12 protein-coding genes are annotated in these 13592 nt (G+C 68.3%); all 12 read left to right on the top strand.

Features of this window, described 5'->3' with window-relative positions; all coding sequences use genetic code 11:
• The first annotated feature begins 47 nt into the window (after positions 1–47).
• A complete protein-coding gene (locus ACNKFW_RS08435; protein WP_147428150.1) occupies positions 48–1085 on the top strand; it encodes an NAD(P)-dependent alcohol dehydrogenase in 1038 nt (345 codons plus the stop codon).
• Between the two features lie 5 nt (positions 1086–1090).
• Positions 1091–2551 carry a xylulokinase gene (gene xylB, locus ACNKFW_RS08430; protein WP_147428149.1) on the top strand — a complete coding sequence of 487 codons (1461 nt, stop codon included), beginning with the start codon at positions 1091–1093 and terminating at the stop codon, positions 2549–2551.
• Positions 2552–2798: 247 nt separating this feature from the next.
• Positions 2799–3683 carry a helix-turn-helix domain-containing protein gene (locus ACNKFW_RS08425; protein ID WP_147428148.1) on the top strand — a complete coding sequence of 295 codons (885 nt, stop codon included), beginning with the start codon at positions 2799–2801 and terminating at the stop codon, positions 3681–3683.
• A 99-nt stretch (positions 3684–3782) separates the two neighbouring features.
• Positions 3783–4688: an ABC transporter substrate-binding protein gene (locus ACNKFW_RS08420; RefSeq protein ID WP_024843084.1), complete on the top strand. Its 906-nt coding sequence runs from the start codon at positions 3783–3785 to the stop codon at positions 4686–4688.
• A 70-nt stretch (positions 4689–4758) separates the two neighbouring features.
• Entirely contained in the window at positions 4759–6261 is a 1503-nt protein-coding gene (locus tag ACNKFW_RS08415; RefSeq protein ID WP_147428147.1) for a sugar ABC transporter ATP-binding protein, read from the top strand.
• Positions 6251–7228 carry an ABC transporter permease gene (locus ACNKFW_RS08410; RefSeq protein WP_024843082.1) on the top strand — a complete coding sequence of 326 codons (978 nt, stop codon included), beginning with the start codon at positions 6251–6253 and terminating at the stop codon, positions 7226–7228. The genes ACNKFW_RS08415 and ACNKFW_RS08410 overlap by 11 nt, the downstream gene beginning before the upstream one ends.
• Before the next feature lie 36 nt (positions 7229–7264).
• Complete coding sequence (locus ACNKFW_RS08405) at positions 7265–7996, top strand: SDR family oxidoreductase (RefSeq protein WP_024843081.1); 732 nt, start codon at positions 7265–7267, stop codon at positions 7994–7996.
• A gap of 28 nt (positions 7997–8024) precedes the next feature.
• Positions 8025–9647, top strand: coding sequence for an FGGY-family carbohydrate kinase (locus ACNKFW_RS08400; protein ID WP_147428145.1), 1623 nt, complete (start codon positions 8025–8027; stop codon positions 9645–9647).
• Positions 9648–9687: 40 nt separating this feature from the next.
• Positions 9688–10413: an SDR family oxidoreductase gene (locus tag ACNKFW_RS08395; protein ID WP_147428336.1), complete on the top strand. Its 726-nt coding sequence runs from the start codon at positions 9688–9690 to the stop codon at positions 10411–10413.
• An 86-nt stretch (positions 10414–10499) separates the two neighbouring features.
• The gene (locus ACNKFW_RS08390) at positions 10500–11066 is read left to right on the top strand and encodes a DUF421 domain-containing protein (protein ID WP_147428144.1); all 567 of its coding nucleotides are present in this window, start codon (positions 10500–10502) and stop codon (positions 11064–11066) included.
• On the top strand, positions 11063–12289 hold the full coding sequence (locus ACNKFW_RS08385; RefSeq protein ID WP_147428143.1) for an NAD(P)/FAD-dependent oxidoreductase: 1227 nt from the start codon (positions 11063–11065) through the stop codon (positions 12287–12289). The genes ACNKFW_RS08390 and ACNKFW_RS08385 overlap by 4 nt, the downstream gene beginning before the upstream one ends.
• Positions 12290–12474: 185 nt before the next feature.
• Positions 12475–13578, top strand: coding sequence for an ABC transporter ATP-binding protein (locus tag ACNKFW_RS08380; protein WP_028709917.1), 1104 nt, complete (start codon positions 12475–12477; stop codon positions 13576–13578).
• The last annotated feature ends 14 nt before the right edge of the window (positions 13579–13592 follow it).

Here is a 13592-nt window from a genome sequence, read left to right as displayed (position 1 = left end):
GAGTCGAGGGCGCCCGAAGCGCGGCGCGGCCATCAGGAGGACGGGCGATGAAGGCATTGGTGCTGGAAGAAAAGGGCAAGCTGTCGCTGCGGGATTTCGACATCCCCGCCACGCTGGGGCCCAGGGACGTGCGGATCAGGACGCATACGGTCGGGATCTGCGGCTCGGACGTGCATTATTACACCCATGGCAAGATCGGGCATTTCGTGGTCCGCGACCCGATGGTGCTGGGGCATGAGGCTTCCGGCACGGTGATCGAGGCCGGGGCCGAGGTCACGAACCTGAAGCCCGGCGACCGCGTCTGCATGGAGCCGGGGATTCCCGACCCGACCTCGCGCGCCGCGAAGCTGGGGATCTACAACGTCGATCCCGCCGTGACCTTCTGGGCGACGCCGCCGGTGCATGGCTGCCTGACGCCCGAGGTGATCCATCCCGCCGCCTTCACCTACAAGCTGCCCGACAACGTGAGCTTTGCCGAGGGCGCGATGGTCGAGCCCTTTGCCATCGGCATGCAGGCCGCGCTGCGGGCGCGCATCCAGCCGGGCGACGTGGCGGTGGTGACGGGCGCCGGCCCTATCGGCATGATGGTGGCGCTGGCGGCGCTGGCCGGTGGCTGCGCGCGGGTGATCGTGGCCGATCTCGCCCAGCCCAAGCTGGACATCATCGGCGCCTATGACGGCATCGAGACCGTCAACATCCGCAACCGCCCGCTGGCCGAGGCGGTGGCCGAGGCGACCGAGGGCTGGGGCGCGGACCTGGTCTTCGAATGCTCGGGCGCCGCGCCGGCGATCCTGTCGATGCACCAGCTTGCGCGGCCGGGGGGCGCCATCGTGCTGGTCGGCATGCCGGTCGATCCGGTGCCGGTGGACATCGTCGGGCTGCAGGCCAAGGAACTGCGGGTCGAGACCGTATTCCGCTATGCCAATGTCTACGACCGCGCCATCGCGCTGATCGCCTCGGGCAAGGTGGACCTGAAGCCGCTGATCTCGGCCTCGATTCCCTTTGCGGACAGCATCGCCGGTTTCGACCGCGCCGTCGAGGCGCGCGAGACCGATGTGAAATTGCAGATCGTCATGCCGGAGTGAACGCCATGTATCTGGGGATCGACCTTGGCACCTCGGGCATCAAGGCGATGCTGGTGGACGAGACCTTCGCGACCGTCGGTGTCGCCCATGCGGGCCTGACCGTCAGCCGCCCGCATCCCGGCTGGTCCGAACAGGCGCCGGCCGACTGGATCGCCGGGGCCGAGGCCGCCATCGCCACGCTGCTGCGCGAGCATCCCGAGGCCATGGCGCGGCTGCAGGCCATCGGCCTGTCGGGGCACATGCACGGGGCGACGCTGCTGGACGCTTCGGACCGGGTGCTGCGGCCCTGCATCCTGTGGAACGACGGCCGTTCGGGGCCGCAATGCGCCGAGCTGACGGCGCGGGCGGATTTCCACGGCATCGCCGGCAACCTGGTGATGGCCGGGTTCACCGCGCCGAAGCTGCTGTGGGTGGCGCAGAACGAGCCCAAGAACTTCGAGCGGACCGCCAAGGTGCTGCTGCCCAAGGATTACCTGCGGCTGTGGCTGACCGGCGAGCATGTGGCCGAGATGTCGGATGCCGCGGGGACGCTGTGGCTGGACGTGGGCCGCCGCGACTGGTCGGATGTGCTGCTGGCCGCGACCGGGCTGACGCGCGCCCAGATGCCGCATCTGGTCGAGGGCAGCGACGTGTCCGGCCATCTGCGCGCCGATCTGGCGGACCGCTGGGGCATCCCGCGCGTGCCGGTGGCGGGCGGCGGCGGCGACAATGCCGCCACGGCCTGCGGCATGGGGGTGATGGTGCCGGGCACCGGCTTCCTGTCGCTGGGCACCTCGGGCGTGCTGTTTGCCGCGACCGAATCCTACGCGCCGAATACCGGAGACGCGGTACATACCTTCTGCCATGCCGTGCCGGACACCTGGCACCAGATGGGGGTGATCCTGTCTGCGACCGACAGCCTGACCTGGCTGTCCGAGATCACCGGCAAGGCGGTGCCCGACCTTGCCGCGCTGGTCGGCGAGGTGACGGCGCCCTCGCCGGTGCTGTTCCTGCCTTACCTGTCGGGCGAGCGCACGCCGCTGAACGATCCGGGCGCCACCGGCGCCTTTCTGGGCCTGCGCCGCGCCACCGGGCTGGCCGACCTGGCGCAGGCGGCGATGGAGGGCGTGGCCATGGCCTTTGCCGATTGCGTCCATGCGCTGCGCAAGGCCGGCACCCCGATCGAGGCCGCCTATGCGGTCGGCGGCGGTGCGCGCTCGCGCGCCTGGCTGCGGATCATGGCCTCGGCCACCGGGCTGACGCTGCTGGAGCCCGAGGATGGCGATTTCGGTGCCGCCTTCGGGGCGGCCAAGCTGGCGGCGGCCTGCGCCACCGGCGACAGGTCCGAGCGCGTCTTCGCCAAGCCGGCTGTTCGCGCCGAGGTTGTGCCAGATGCCGGATTGGCGGATGCCTATGCGAAAAAGTATGAGGCCCATCACGCGGCTTATCCGCGGCTGCGGGATCTGGCTGCGCCACACGCGCGATAGCGTTAACAGCGGGTTTTTCCGAAAAAGCAGGCCCATGACGCTGCGGTGCGGCATAAATTTTCTGCCGTGCAGAAAGATCTTGCCGCGCCGATTTCCTTGGGCCTCTTCAATTCCCGCGCGATTTTGGTCAAAAAAGTATCGGTATTTTTTTCGCCCTGATGTGGATCGCCGCCGGGCATGAAGCCTATGGTTCCTGAACGTCCGCGGCAGGTCCGGCAGGGCCCGCGACGTGCAGGGAGGAAGGCGAATGCAACCCGATCTGGAACTGGTCCACATCCGCAAGGGCGAATCCTTCGCCGCGTGGATGCACGGCTATCCGTTCCGCACGGTGCGCTGGCACTACCATCCCGAATACGAAATCCACCTGGTCGTCGCCACCTCGGGCACATTCTACATCGGCGACCATGTCGGCAGCTTCCAGCCCGGCCAGCTGATCATGACCGGGCCGAACCTGCCGCAGAACTGGATCAGCGACATCCCGCCCGGCGAGGCGGTGCCGCTGCGCTCGCTGGTGATCCAGTTCCCCGAAGCCTTCATCGAGGAGGCCAGCGCCGCCATGCCCGAGATGGAGGCGCTGCGCCCGCTGCTGGACCGCTCGCGCCGCGGCTTGCTGTTCGACGGCGCGACCAGCGCCCGCGTCCGCCCGCTGATGGAACGGCTGGTCGAGGCGCAGGGCCTGCGCCGCCTGGCGCTGTTCTGGGAGATCCTGGACCTGCTGGCCCATGCGCCGGAATACGAGGTGCTGGCCAGTCTCAGCTTCGAGCTGGACCTGACGCGCACCCATGACGGCGGCATCAACCGCGCGCTGGCCTATCTGCGCGAACACCTGACCGAGCAGGTCGAGGAGGGCGAGCTGGCCGAGATGGTCGGGCAAAGCCAAAGCGCCTTTTCCCGCGCCTTCAAGCGCCATACCGGCACGACGCTGGTGCGCTATCGCAACCAGCTGCGCGTCGACCTGGCCTGCCAGATGCTGCTGACTGATCCCGACATCAAGGTAGCCGAGATCTGCTATGAGGTCGGATTCTCGAACCTGTCGAACTTCAACCGGCATTTCCTGAAGCTCAAGGGAATGTCCCCCTCGCAGTTCCGCGCGACATTCGCGGCCCAGAAGGCGCTGGTCATGGCGGACTGACAAGAACCGACATTGCGAATTTCACCAATTCGGGCGGCGCGGCGCCGCCCGGAGACGCGCAGGCTTTGCCTGCTTTCATCCAGATGGGAGGGAACCCAGATGAAATCGAAACTGCTTACCGCCTCGGCCGCGCTGGCGCTCATGGCGGCCCCGACGCTCGCGCAGGACAAGCTGAAAATCGGCATGACCTTCCAGGAGCTGAACAACCCCTATTTCGTGTCCATGCAGGAGGCGCTGAACGAGGCCGCCGCCAGCCTGGGCGCGGATGTGGTCGTCACCGATGCCGGTCATGACGTGGCCAAGCAGATCTCGGATGTCGAGGACATGCTGCAGCAGAACATCGACATCCTGCTGCTGAACCCGACCGACAGCGCCGGGATCGAGGCCGCCGTCCACGCCGCCAAGGCCGCGGGCGTCACCGTGGTCGCGGTCGATGCGAACGCGAACGGCCCGGTCGATACCTTCGTCGGCTCGAAGAACCGCGATGCCGGCTACATGTCCTGCAAGTATCTGGGTGAGGCGCTGGAGGGCAAGGGCGAGGTCGCGATCCTCGACGGCATCCCGGTGGTGCCGATCCTGCAGCGCGTCGAGGGCTGCAAGGCCGCGCTGGAAGAGTTCCCGGATATCACCCTGGTCACCACTCAGAACGGCCGCCAGGACCGCTCGGTCGCCCTGGGCGTGGTCGAGAACATGATCCAGTCGCATCCGAACCTGGCCGGCATCTTCTCGGTCAATGACGGCGGCGCCATGGGGGCGCTGGCGGCGATCCAGGGCGCGGGCAAGGACATCAAGCTGACCTCGGTGGACGGCGCGCCCGAGGCGGTCCAGGCCATCGCCGCGGGCGGCCCCTTCATCGAGACCACCGCGCAATTCCCGCGCGACCAGGTCCGCGTCGGCCTGGCCATGGCGCTGGCGCAGAAATGGGGCGCCCGCGTGGTGCCGAAGGAAGTGCCGATCGACGTGATGATCGTCGACGCCGAGAACGCTGCCGAGTTCAGCTGGTAAGGGTTCCTCCCCGCTCCCGTCCCCGCATGTCGCGGGGGCGGGACATTTCCCAGCCATTCAGGAGGGCATCATGCTGGAACTGAAGGGAATCCGAAAAAGCTTCGGCAAGATCGAGGTGCTGCACGGCGTCGACATGCAGGTCCGCGCCGGCGAGGTCCATGCGCTTCTGGGCGAGAACGGCGCGGGCAAGTCCACGCTGATGAAGATCCTCTGCGGCATCGTCCAGCCCAGCGAGGGCACGATCCGCATCGAGGGGACCGAGCGCCATTTCGCCGATTACGACCAGGCCATCGCGGCGGGCGTCGGCATCGTGTTCCAGGAGTTCAGCCTGATCCCCTATCTCGACGCGGTCGAGAACATGTTCCTGGCGCGCGAGATGCGCGGACCGCTGGGCATGCTGGACCGCAAGGCGATGCGCGCCCGCGCCGCCCAGATCATGCGCCAGCTTGCGGTGGACGTGGCCCTGGACGTGCCGGTGCATCGCCTGTCGGTGGCCGAGCAGCAATTCGTCGAGATCGCCAAGGCGCTGTCGCTGAATGCCCGCATCCTGGTGCTGGACGAACCGACCGCGACCCTGACCCCCTCCGAGGTCGAGCACCTGTTCAAGGTCATGCGCGAGCTGCGCAAGCAGGGCGTGGCGATCATCTTCATCTCGCATCACCTCGAAGAGATCTTCGAGATCTGCGACCGCATCACAGTCCTGCGCGACGGCGAGTTCATCGGCTCTTGCGCGGTTTCCGAGGTCGATAACGACCGGCTGGTCGAGATGATGGTCGGCCGCCGGATCGAGAGCAACTTTCCGCCCAAGCCCGCCACCGCCCCCGCCGCCCCGCTGGCGGTCGAGGTCGAGGAGGTGCAGTTGAAGAAGGGCGGCCCCGTCTCGCGCTTTGCCCTGCGCAAGGGCGAGATCCTGGGCTTTGCCGGGCTTGTCGGCTCGGGCCGCACGGAAACCGTGCTGGCCATGCTGGGCGCATACCCGGCCCAACGCTGCAAGGTCAGGGTGGACGGGGTCGAGACGCGCTTTTCCGGCCCCGATCAGGGGCTGGCGCATGGCATCGGCCTTCTGCCCGAAAGCCGCAAGGAACAGGGGCTGATCACCAGCTTCTCGATCCTGCAGAACGTGTCGCTGAACAATTACGGCAAGTATCGCAAGAACCGCTGGTTCATCGACCTCAAGAAGGAACTGGCCGCGACCGAAACCGCCATGGCGCAGGTCCGCGTCAAGGCGCAGGGGCCGCATGCCCGCGTCGACACGCTGTCGGGCGGCAACCAGCAAAAGGTCGTCATCGCCCGCTGGCTGAACCACGACATGAATGTGCTGATCTTCGACGAGCCGACGCGCGGCATCGATGTCGGCGCCAAGGCGGAAATCTATGCGCTGATGCGCGCCTTCACCGAGAAGGGCGGCGCCATCATCATGATCTCGTCCGAACTGCCCGAGGTGATCGGCATGTCCGACCGGGTCTGCGTGTTCCGCTCGGGCGGGATCGTGGCCACGGTCGAGGGCGCCGAGATCGATTCCGAAACCATCATGACCCATGCCACGACCGGGAGAGTTGAACATGTCGCATGACGCAAACACCGGCGCGGCCGGGAAAACCGGCGGCTTCTCGTTTGGCCGCCTGCTGCATTCGCCCCTGGCGCTGCCGTTGATCGGGCTGATCGTCGTCTCGATCCTGATGGGGCTGGCCAGCGAAAATTTCTTCAGCCTGAACAACATCATGAATGTGCTGCGGCAGGTGTCGGTCGTCGGCATCCTCGCGGTCGGCATGACCTTCGTGATCCTGACCGGCGGCATCGACCTGTCGGTCGGCGCGGTCATGGCGCTGGTCGGCACGCTAAGCGCAGGGTTGATGGTCAACATGGGCCTGCCCGCGCCGGTGGCGCTGCTTGTCGGGCTGCTGATCGGGCTGGGCATCGGGCTGGCGAACGGCGTGCTGGTCGCCTGGGGCCGGATGCCGGCGATCATCGTGACGCTGGCCACCATGGGCATGGCGCGCGGCCTGGGCCTGATCTATTCCGGCGGCTATCCGATCAGCGGCATCCCCAGCTGGATTTCCTGGTTCGGGGTGGGGCGCATCGGCGTGGTGCCGGTGCCGGTCATCATCATGGTGGTGATCTATGCCCTGGCCTGGGTGCTCTTGCAGCGCACCGCCTTCGGCCGCCATGTCTATGCGCTGGGCGGCAACGAGACCGCGGCGCGGCTTTCCGGCGTCAAGACCCAGCGCGTCAAGCTGGTTGTCTACGGCATCTCGGGCCTGACCTCGGCGCTTGCCGCGGTGATCCTGACCGGGCGGCTGATGAGCGGCCAGCCCAATGCCGGCGTGGGCTTCGAGCTTGACGCCATCGCCGCCGTGGTTCTGGGCGGCACCGCCATATCGGGCGGGCGCGGGCTGATCCTGGGCACGCTGATCGGCGCGGTGCTGCTGGGCATCCTGAACAACGGCCTGAACCTGATGGGCATCAACCCCTATCTGCAGGACGTCATCAAGGGCGCGATCATCCTGCTGGCCATCTATATCGGGCGCGAATGGCGCTGAGCCCCGCCCAACCCATTAGAAAGACAGGAGAACGGAATGTCTGAATCGCTGGACGGCAAGGTCGCCGTCATCACCGGCGCGGCCTCGGGGATCGGGCTGGCCACCACCGAGCGGCTGCTCGCGCGCGGCGCCACCGTGGTCATGGTGGACTGGAACGAGGCGGCGCTGGCCGAGCTGGCCGGCAAGCTGGGCGACAAGGCGATCCCGCAGGTGACGAACCTGCTCGACCCCGAAAGCTGCAACGCCATGATCCCCGAGATCCTGGCCAAGGTCGATCATATCGACATCCTCTATTGCAACGCCGGCACCTATATCGGCGGCGAGCTGACCGAGACGACGCCCGAGGCCATCGACCGGATGCTGAACCTCAACGTCAACGCGGTGATGAAGAACGTCCGCGCCGTGGTGCCACACATGAGCGAGCGCAAGACCGGCGACATCGTCGTCACCTGCTCGATCGCCGGCCATTTCCCGACCTATTGGGAGCCGGTCTATTCCGGCTCGAAATGGGCGATCACCAGCTTTGTCCAGGGCATGCGCCGGCAGATGATCCCGCATGGCGTGCGGGTGATGCAGGTCTCGCCCGGCCCGGTCGTCTCGGCGCTTCTGGCCGACTGGCCCGAGGAGAACCTGCGCAAGGCCAGGGAATCCGGCAGCCTGATCGACGCGGAGGAGGTCGCGGATGCGGTCGAATACATGCTGACCCGCAAGCGCACCGTCACCATCCGCGACATGCTGGTGCTGCCGACCAATTTCGACCGCGTCTGACGCCCGGCACCCGGAACGGAGTAGCGCCATGGACCAGTATCTGATCGGCATCGACGTGGGCACCGGCTCGGCGCGGGCCGGGGTCTTCGACCGCGCAGGCCGCCTGCTTGCCACCGCCAAGCGCCCCATCGAGATGCATCGCGAGCGCGGCGTGATCGCCGAGCAGTCGAGCGAGCAGGTCTGGCGCGCGGTCTGCGACTCCGTCCGGGACAGCGTGGCCCGCGCCGGGATCGACCCGGCGCAGGTCGCGGGCATCGGCTTCGACGCCACCTGCTCGCTGGTCGTGCGCGGGGCGGGGGATGCGACGCTGCCGGTGGGCGATCCCGCCCATCCCGAGCGCGACATCATCGTCTGGATGGACCATCGCGCCGTCGAGCAGGCCGAGCGCATCAATGCGCAGGGCCATGACGTGCTGAACTATGTCGGTACCCGCATCTCGCCCGAGATGGAGACGCCGAAGCTCTTGTGGCTCAGCGAGAACCGGCCCGAGGTCTATGCCGCGGCGGCGCATTTCTTCGACCTGACCGATTTCCTGACCTGGAAGGCAACCGGCGCGCTGGAGCGGTCCGCCTGCACCGTCACCTGCAAATGGACCTATCTGGCGCATGAAGGGCGCTGGGACGCGGATTATTTCCGCCAGATCGGGCTGGGCGATCTGGCCGATGACGGTTTCGCCCGCATCGGCGCCCGCGTCGTCGATCCCGGCACGCCGCTGGGGCAGGGGCTGACCAAGGCCGCGGCCGGGGCCATGGGGCTGCGCCCCGGCATCGCCGTGGCGGCGGGGCTGATCGACGCCCATGCCGGCGGCGTCGGCACGGTCGCGGCCGGCGGCGATGCGACGAAATGCCTGGGCTATGTCTTCGGCACCTCCTCCTGCACCATGACCACGACGCGCGAGCCGGCCTTCGTGCCGGGCGTCTGGGGGCCCTATTACTCGGCCATGGTGCCCGGCATGTGGCTGAACGAGGGCGGCCAGTCTGCCGCCGGCGCCGCCATCGACCAACTGGTGCAGCTGCATCCCGCCACGGCCGAGGCGACGGCGCTGGCCGTGGCGGCGGGCAAGTCCCTGCCGCAATGGCTGGCCGACCGGGCGCTGGAACTGGCGGGCGAGGCCAGCGCCGCCGTGCGGCTGGCGGATGAGCTGCATGTGGTGCCCGAATTCCTGGGCAACCGCGCGCCCTTTGCCGATCCCCATGCCCGCGCCGTCATCATGGGGCAGGGGATGGAGACCGGGCCGGATTCGCTGGTCGCGCTTTACGTCGCCGGGATCTGCGGCCTCGGCTACGGGCTGCGGCAGATCATCGAGACCCAGGCCCAGAACGGCGCCCCGGTCGAGACGATCAGCGTCAGCGGTGGCGCCGGCGCGCATCCGCTGACCCGGCAGCTGCTGGCGGATGCCACCGGGCTGCCGGTCGAGGTGACGGAATGCCCCGAGCCGGTGCTGCTCGGCTCGGCCATGCTGGGCGCGGTGGCGGCGGGGCTGTTTCCCGACCTGCACAGCGCCATGCCCGCCATGTCGCGCATCGCCACGCGCTGCGCCCCCGATCCTGCCAGCCGCGCGCGGCAGGACGCGCGCCATGCCGCCTTCCTGGCGCTGCAATCCACGGCGCGGCAGATCCGCACCGCCATGGCGGCGCTGTCGCCGAACTGAACATGGCGGCGCTGCCGCCGAACCGAACATGCGAGGAACCATGCAATTCTCGGGCAAGACCGTCATCATCACCGGCGCGGGCAAAGGGATCGGCCGCGCCTGCGCGCGCCTGATGGCCGAGCGCGGCGCGAAGGTCGTGGCGCTGTCGCGCACGCAATCCGACCTCGACAGCCTCGCGGTCGAGATCGGCGCGCGCGGCATCCGTGTCGACCTGGCCGACCCGGCCGCCACCCGCGCCGCCATGGCCGAGGCGGGGGCCGCCGACTACCTGATCAACAGCGCCGGCATCAACGTGCTGGAAAGCGTGCTCGACATGACCGAGGCCGGCTATGAGGCGGTGCTGGGCATCAACCTGCGCGCGGCGCTGATCTGCTGCCAGGCATTCGCCCGCGCCCGCGTGGCGGCGGGCGGCGGCGGCGCCATCGTCAACATCACCTCGATCGCCGGCCATCGCGGCTTCCAGGATCACCTGTGCTATGCCGCCTCCAAGGCGGGTCTGGAGGGCGCGACCCGCGTGCTGGCCAAAGAGCTTGGCCCGCACGGCATCCGCGTCAACGCGGTCGCGCCCACCATCACCCTGACCGAACTGGCGGCCGAGGCCTGGTCGAACCCGGCGAAAAGCCAGCCGATGATGGTGCGCCACCCGCTCAATCGCTTCGCCGAGGCCGAGGAGGTCGCGCAAGGCATCGCGCTGCTGCTCTCGGACGACAGCCGCATGGTCACGGGCGCGGTGCTGCCGCTGGATGGCGGTTTCCTGGCCGTCTGACCGCTTCAGGCCGGGGCGTGGAACCGGCGCCGCACGTCGCGGCTTGTCTCTCGGCGCCAGAACCGGCGCGGGCCGGGGGGACAGCCATGCTCGAAGACCTTCACCGCATCTTCCTGGGCGATCAGCAGCTGGGCTTCGCCTGGGAGGTCTTTTTCCGCACCGTCATCATTTATTTCTACACGCTGGCCCTGATGCGCTGGCTGGGCGGGCGCACGGTGGCGCAGCTTTCCATCGTCGAGTTCCTGCTGGTCATCGCCATCGGCTCGGCGGTGGGCGATTCGCTGTTCTATCCCGACGTGCCCCTGCTGCCGGCGATGTTCGCGATCTTTCTGGTCGCGGCCTTCAACAAGCTGGTGGACGAGGCGATCCTGTCCTCGGACCGGCTGTCGCGGATCTTCGAGGGCCGGCCGCGCATCGTCGTCACCGAGGGCCGCGTCCACCACGACCGCCTGCGCCGGCAGGGCATCGGCATCGGCGAGCTTCACGCCAAGCTGCGCGAGAAGGGCGTGGCCGACCTTGCCGATGTCAAGTTCGCCATTCTCGAGGCGGACGGCACGCTTTCGGTGCTGAAGCGGGACCGGGACGGCGCGGCCGGGCTTTACCAGCCCCCTGCCATCCCGCAGCACGAAATGGCCTGGTCAGGCAAGGCATGACCGCGCCGCGCCGTACCCGCCGGCGCCAGTTGCGCACCGCGCAACCCTTCTGGGCCGAGACGCCGCATATCGCCGTCGCGCATCGGGCGGCGCCCTCGCAGCGGCGCTGGGACGTGGTGATCATCGGCACCGGCATTTCCGCGGCGCTGCTGGCCGAGCGGCTGACGCGGCGCAAGCGGCGGGTGCTGCTGGTGGATCGCCGCCAGCCGGTGCGGGGCTCGTCGCTCGCCTCGACGGCAATGATCCAGCACGAGATCGACGTGCCGCTCAGCCGGCTCATGCGCCAGATCGGCCCCGACAAGGCAGCGCGGGCCTGGCGACGCTCGGTCAAGGCGGTCGAGGAACTGCTGCGCCTGTCGCGTCGCCTGGGCCTCGATTGCCAGATGCAGCGCAAGCGGGCGCTCTATCTTGCCGGGGACGAGATGGGCTTTCGCGCGCTGCGGGCCGAGGCGGCGCTGCGCCGCGAGACCGGCATCGCCGCCGAGTTCATCCCCCGCCAGCGCCTGCTTGCGGAATACGGCATCGACCGCACCGGGGCCATCCTGTCCACCGATTCGGCCTCGGCCAATCCGGCGCAGCTGACGGCCGGGCTGCTGCGGCTGGCGCAGGAGCGCGGGGCCGAGATCGTCTCGCCCTTCGAGGTCACGGATTTCGCGGAACTGGCGGACGGGGTGGCGCTGGCCTCGGCCGGCGGGCGCGTGGTGGCGGCGGGGCATGCGGTGTTCTGCACCGGTTACGAATTCCTGCCGCAGCTTGCCTCGGCGCATCACCGGATCATCTCGACCTGGGCCATCGCCTCGGCCGAGGGGGTGCGCCGGCCGGACTGGCTGGCCGAGCTGCTGGTCTGGGAGGCGGCCGATCCCTACCTGTATTTCCGCGCCACGCCCACCGGCCGGATCATCGCCGGCGGCGAGGACGAGGCCGGCGCCCATGCCCATGAGGATGCCGGCAAGCTGCGCCGCAATGCCGCCGGGATCGCGCGCAAGCTGGCCGAGACCGCCGGCATCCGCATCGGCCGGCCCGCCTATGCCTGGGCGGCCGCCTTTGGCGACAGCGACGACGGGCTGCCCATCATCGACCTGGTGCCGGGCTGCCGGCGCTGCCATGCGGTGATGGGCTTTGGCGGCAACGGCATCACCTATTCCGCCATCGCCGCCGAACTGACCGCGCGGCGCATCGACGGGCGCAGCGATCCCGACGCCGACCTCTATCGCTTTCGCTGAGCGGGGCGGCATCCCTGGCCTGCGCAGCCGGAATTTGCCGGGCGAAAGGGCAATGACGCAAGGCCGCACCGGCTTCGTCGTCTGCGTCTTGGCCGGCGCTCTACAAGTGAGTTGCATTCCCTGACGGGCGCTGCTTACTGTTGGCGGGCGGAACGAAGAACCAATAGAAACAGGGAGCCCGCATCGTGACAGCAGACCCCGGCAACGACGCTTTCGTTGTCTTCGATCACGTCCAAAAAAGCTATGACGGGCAAACGCTTGTCGTCAAAGACCTGAACCTGACCATAGGCAAGGGCGAGTTCCTGACCATGCTTGGCCCGTCCGGTTCGGGCAAGACCACCTGCCTGATGATGCTGGCCGGATTCGAGACGGCCACGCATGGCGAGATCAGGCTGGACGGGCGCAACATCAACGACGTGCCGCCCCATCGGCGCGGCATCGGCATGGTGTTCCAGAACTACGCGCTTTTCCCGCATATGAGCGTGGGCGAGAACCTGTCCTTTCCGCTGGAAGTGCGCGGCATGGGCAAGGACGAGCGCGAAAGCCGCATCGCCCGCGCGCTCGACATGGTGCAGATGGGCCAGTTCAAGAACCGCCGCCCGGCCCAGCTGTCGGGCGGCCAGCAGCAGCGCATCGCGCTGGCCCGCGCGCTGGTCTTCGACCCCAAGCTGGTCCTGATGGACGAGCCGCTGGGCGCGCTCGACAAGCAGCTGCGCGAACACATGCAGTTCGAGATCAAGGCGCTGCACGACCGGCTGGGCATCACCGTGGTCTATGTCACCCACGACCAGGGCGAGGCGCTGACCATGTCCGACCGCATCGCCGTGTTCAACGACGGCCGCATCCAGCAGCTTGCGCCGCCGCCGGTGCTGTACGAGCAGCCCGAGAACAGCTTCGTCGCCGGCTTCATCGGCGAGAACAACGCCCTGCGCGGCACCATCGAGCAGCTCCAGGGCGACAAGGCGCTGGTCCGGCTGGGCAATGGCGAGCTGATCGACGCCACCGCCGTCAATATCCGCGAGACGGGCCAGGTCACCACGGTCTCGATCCGGCCCGAGCGGGTCGAGTTCAAGCCCGAGCTGATGCCGGCCGGCGCCCATACCATCGAGGCGCAGGTGCGCGACGTGATCTACATGGGCGACATCCTGCGGGCGCGGCTGCATGTCGCCGGCCAGGACGATTTCGTGATGAAATACCGCAATACGCTGGGCCAGGTGAAGCTGTCGCCCGGCCAGACGATACGGATCGGCTGGCATCCCGAGGATGCCCGCGCCCTCGATCCGGTGTGACCGTGCATTATCCA

Origin of the sequence: Paracoccus sp. TD-10 (genome assembly GCF_048270675.1) — a bacterium.
GTDB classification, from domain to species: Bacteria; Pseudomonadota; Alphaproteobacteria; order Rhodobacterales; family Rhodobacteraceae; genus Paracoccus; species Paracoccus pantotrophus.
Note: the sequence above shows the minus strand (reverse complement) of the source record. Positions and strands in the feature narration are given on the sequence as shown.

Bases quoted from the DNA above. Each gene is read 5' to 3' on its own strand.
- ACNKFW_RS08435 (WP_147428150.1), top strand. From the start codon at position 48: ATGAAGGCATTGGTGCTGGAAGAAAAGGGCAAGCTGTCGCTGCGGGAT.
- xylB (WP_147428149.1), top strand. From the start codon at position 1,091: ATGTATCTGGGGATCGACCTTGGCACCTCGGGCATCAAGGCGATGCTG.
- ACNKFW_RS08425 (WP_147428148.1), top strand. From the start codon at position 2,799: ATGCAACCCGATCTGGAACTGGTCCACATCCGCAAGGGCGAATCCTTC.
- ACNKFW_RS08420 (WP_024843084.1), top strand. From the start codon at position 3,783: ATGAAATCGAAACTGCTTACCGCCTCGGCCGCGCTGGCGCTCATGGCG.
- ACNKFW_RS08415 (WP_147428147.1), top strand. From the start codon at position 4,759: ATGCTGGAACTGAAGGGAATCCGAAAAAGCTTCGGCAAGATCGAGGTG.
- ACNKFW_RS08410 (WP_024843082.1), top strand. From the start codon at position 6,251: ATGTCGCATGACGCAAACACCGGCGCGGCCGGGAAAACCGGCGGCTTC.
- ACNKFW_RS08405 (WP_024843081.1), top strand. From the start codon at position 7,265: ATGTCTGAATCGCTGGACGGCAAGGTCGCCGTCATCACCGGCGCGGCC.
- ACNKFW_RS08400 (WP_147428145.1), top strand. From the start codon at position 8,025: ATGGACCAGTATCTGATCGGCATCGACGTGGGCACCGGCTCGGCGCGG.
- ACNKFW_RS08395 (WP_147428336.1), top strand. From the start codon at position 9,688: ATGCAATTCTCGGGCAAGACCGTCATCATCACCGGCGCGGGCAAAGGG.
- ACNKFW_RS08390 (WP_147428144.1), top strand. From the start codon at position 10,500: ATGCTCGAAGACCTTCACCGCATCTTCCTGGGCGATCAGCAGCTGGGC.
- ACNKFW_RS08385 (WP_147428143.1), top strand. From the start codon at position 11,063: ATGACCGCGCCGCGCCGTACCCGCCGGCGCCAGTTGCGCACCGCGCAA.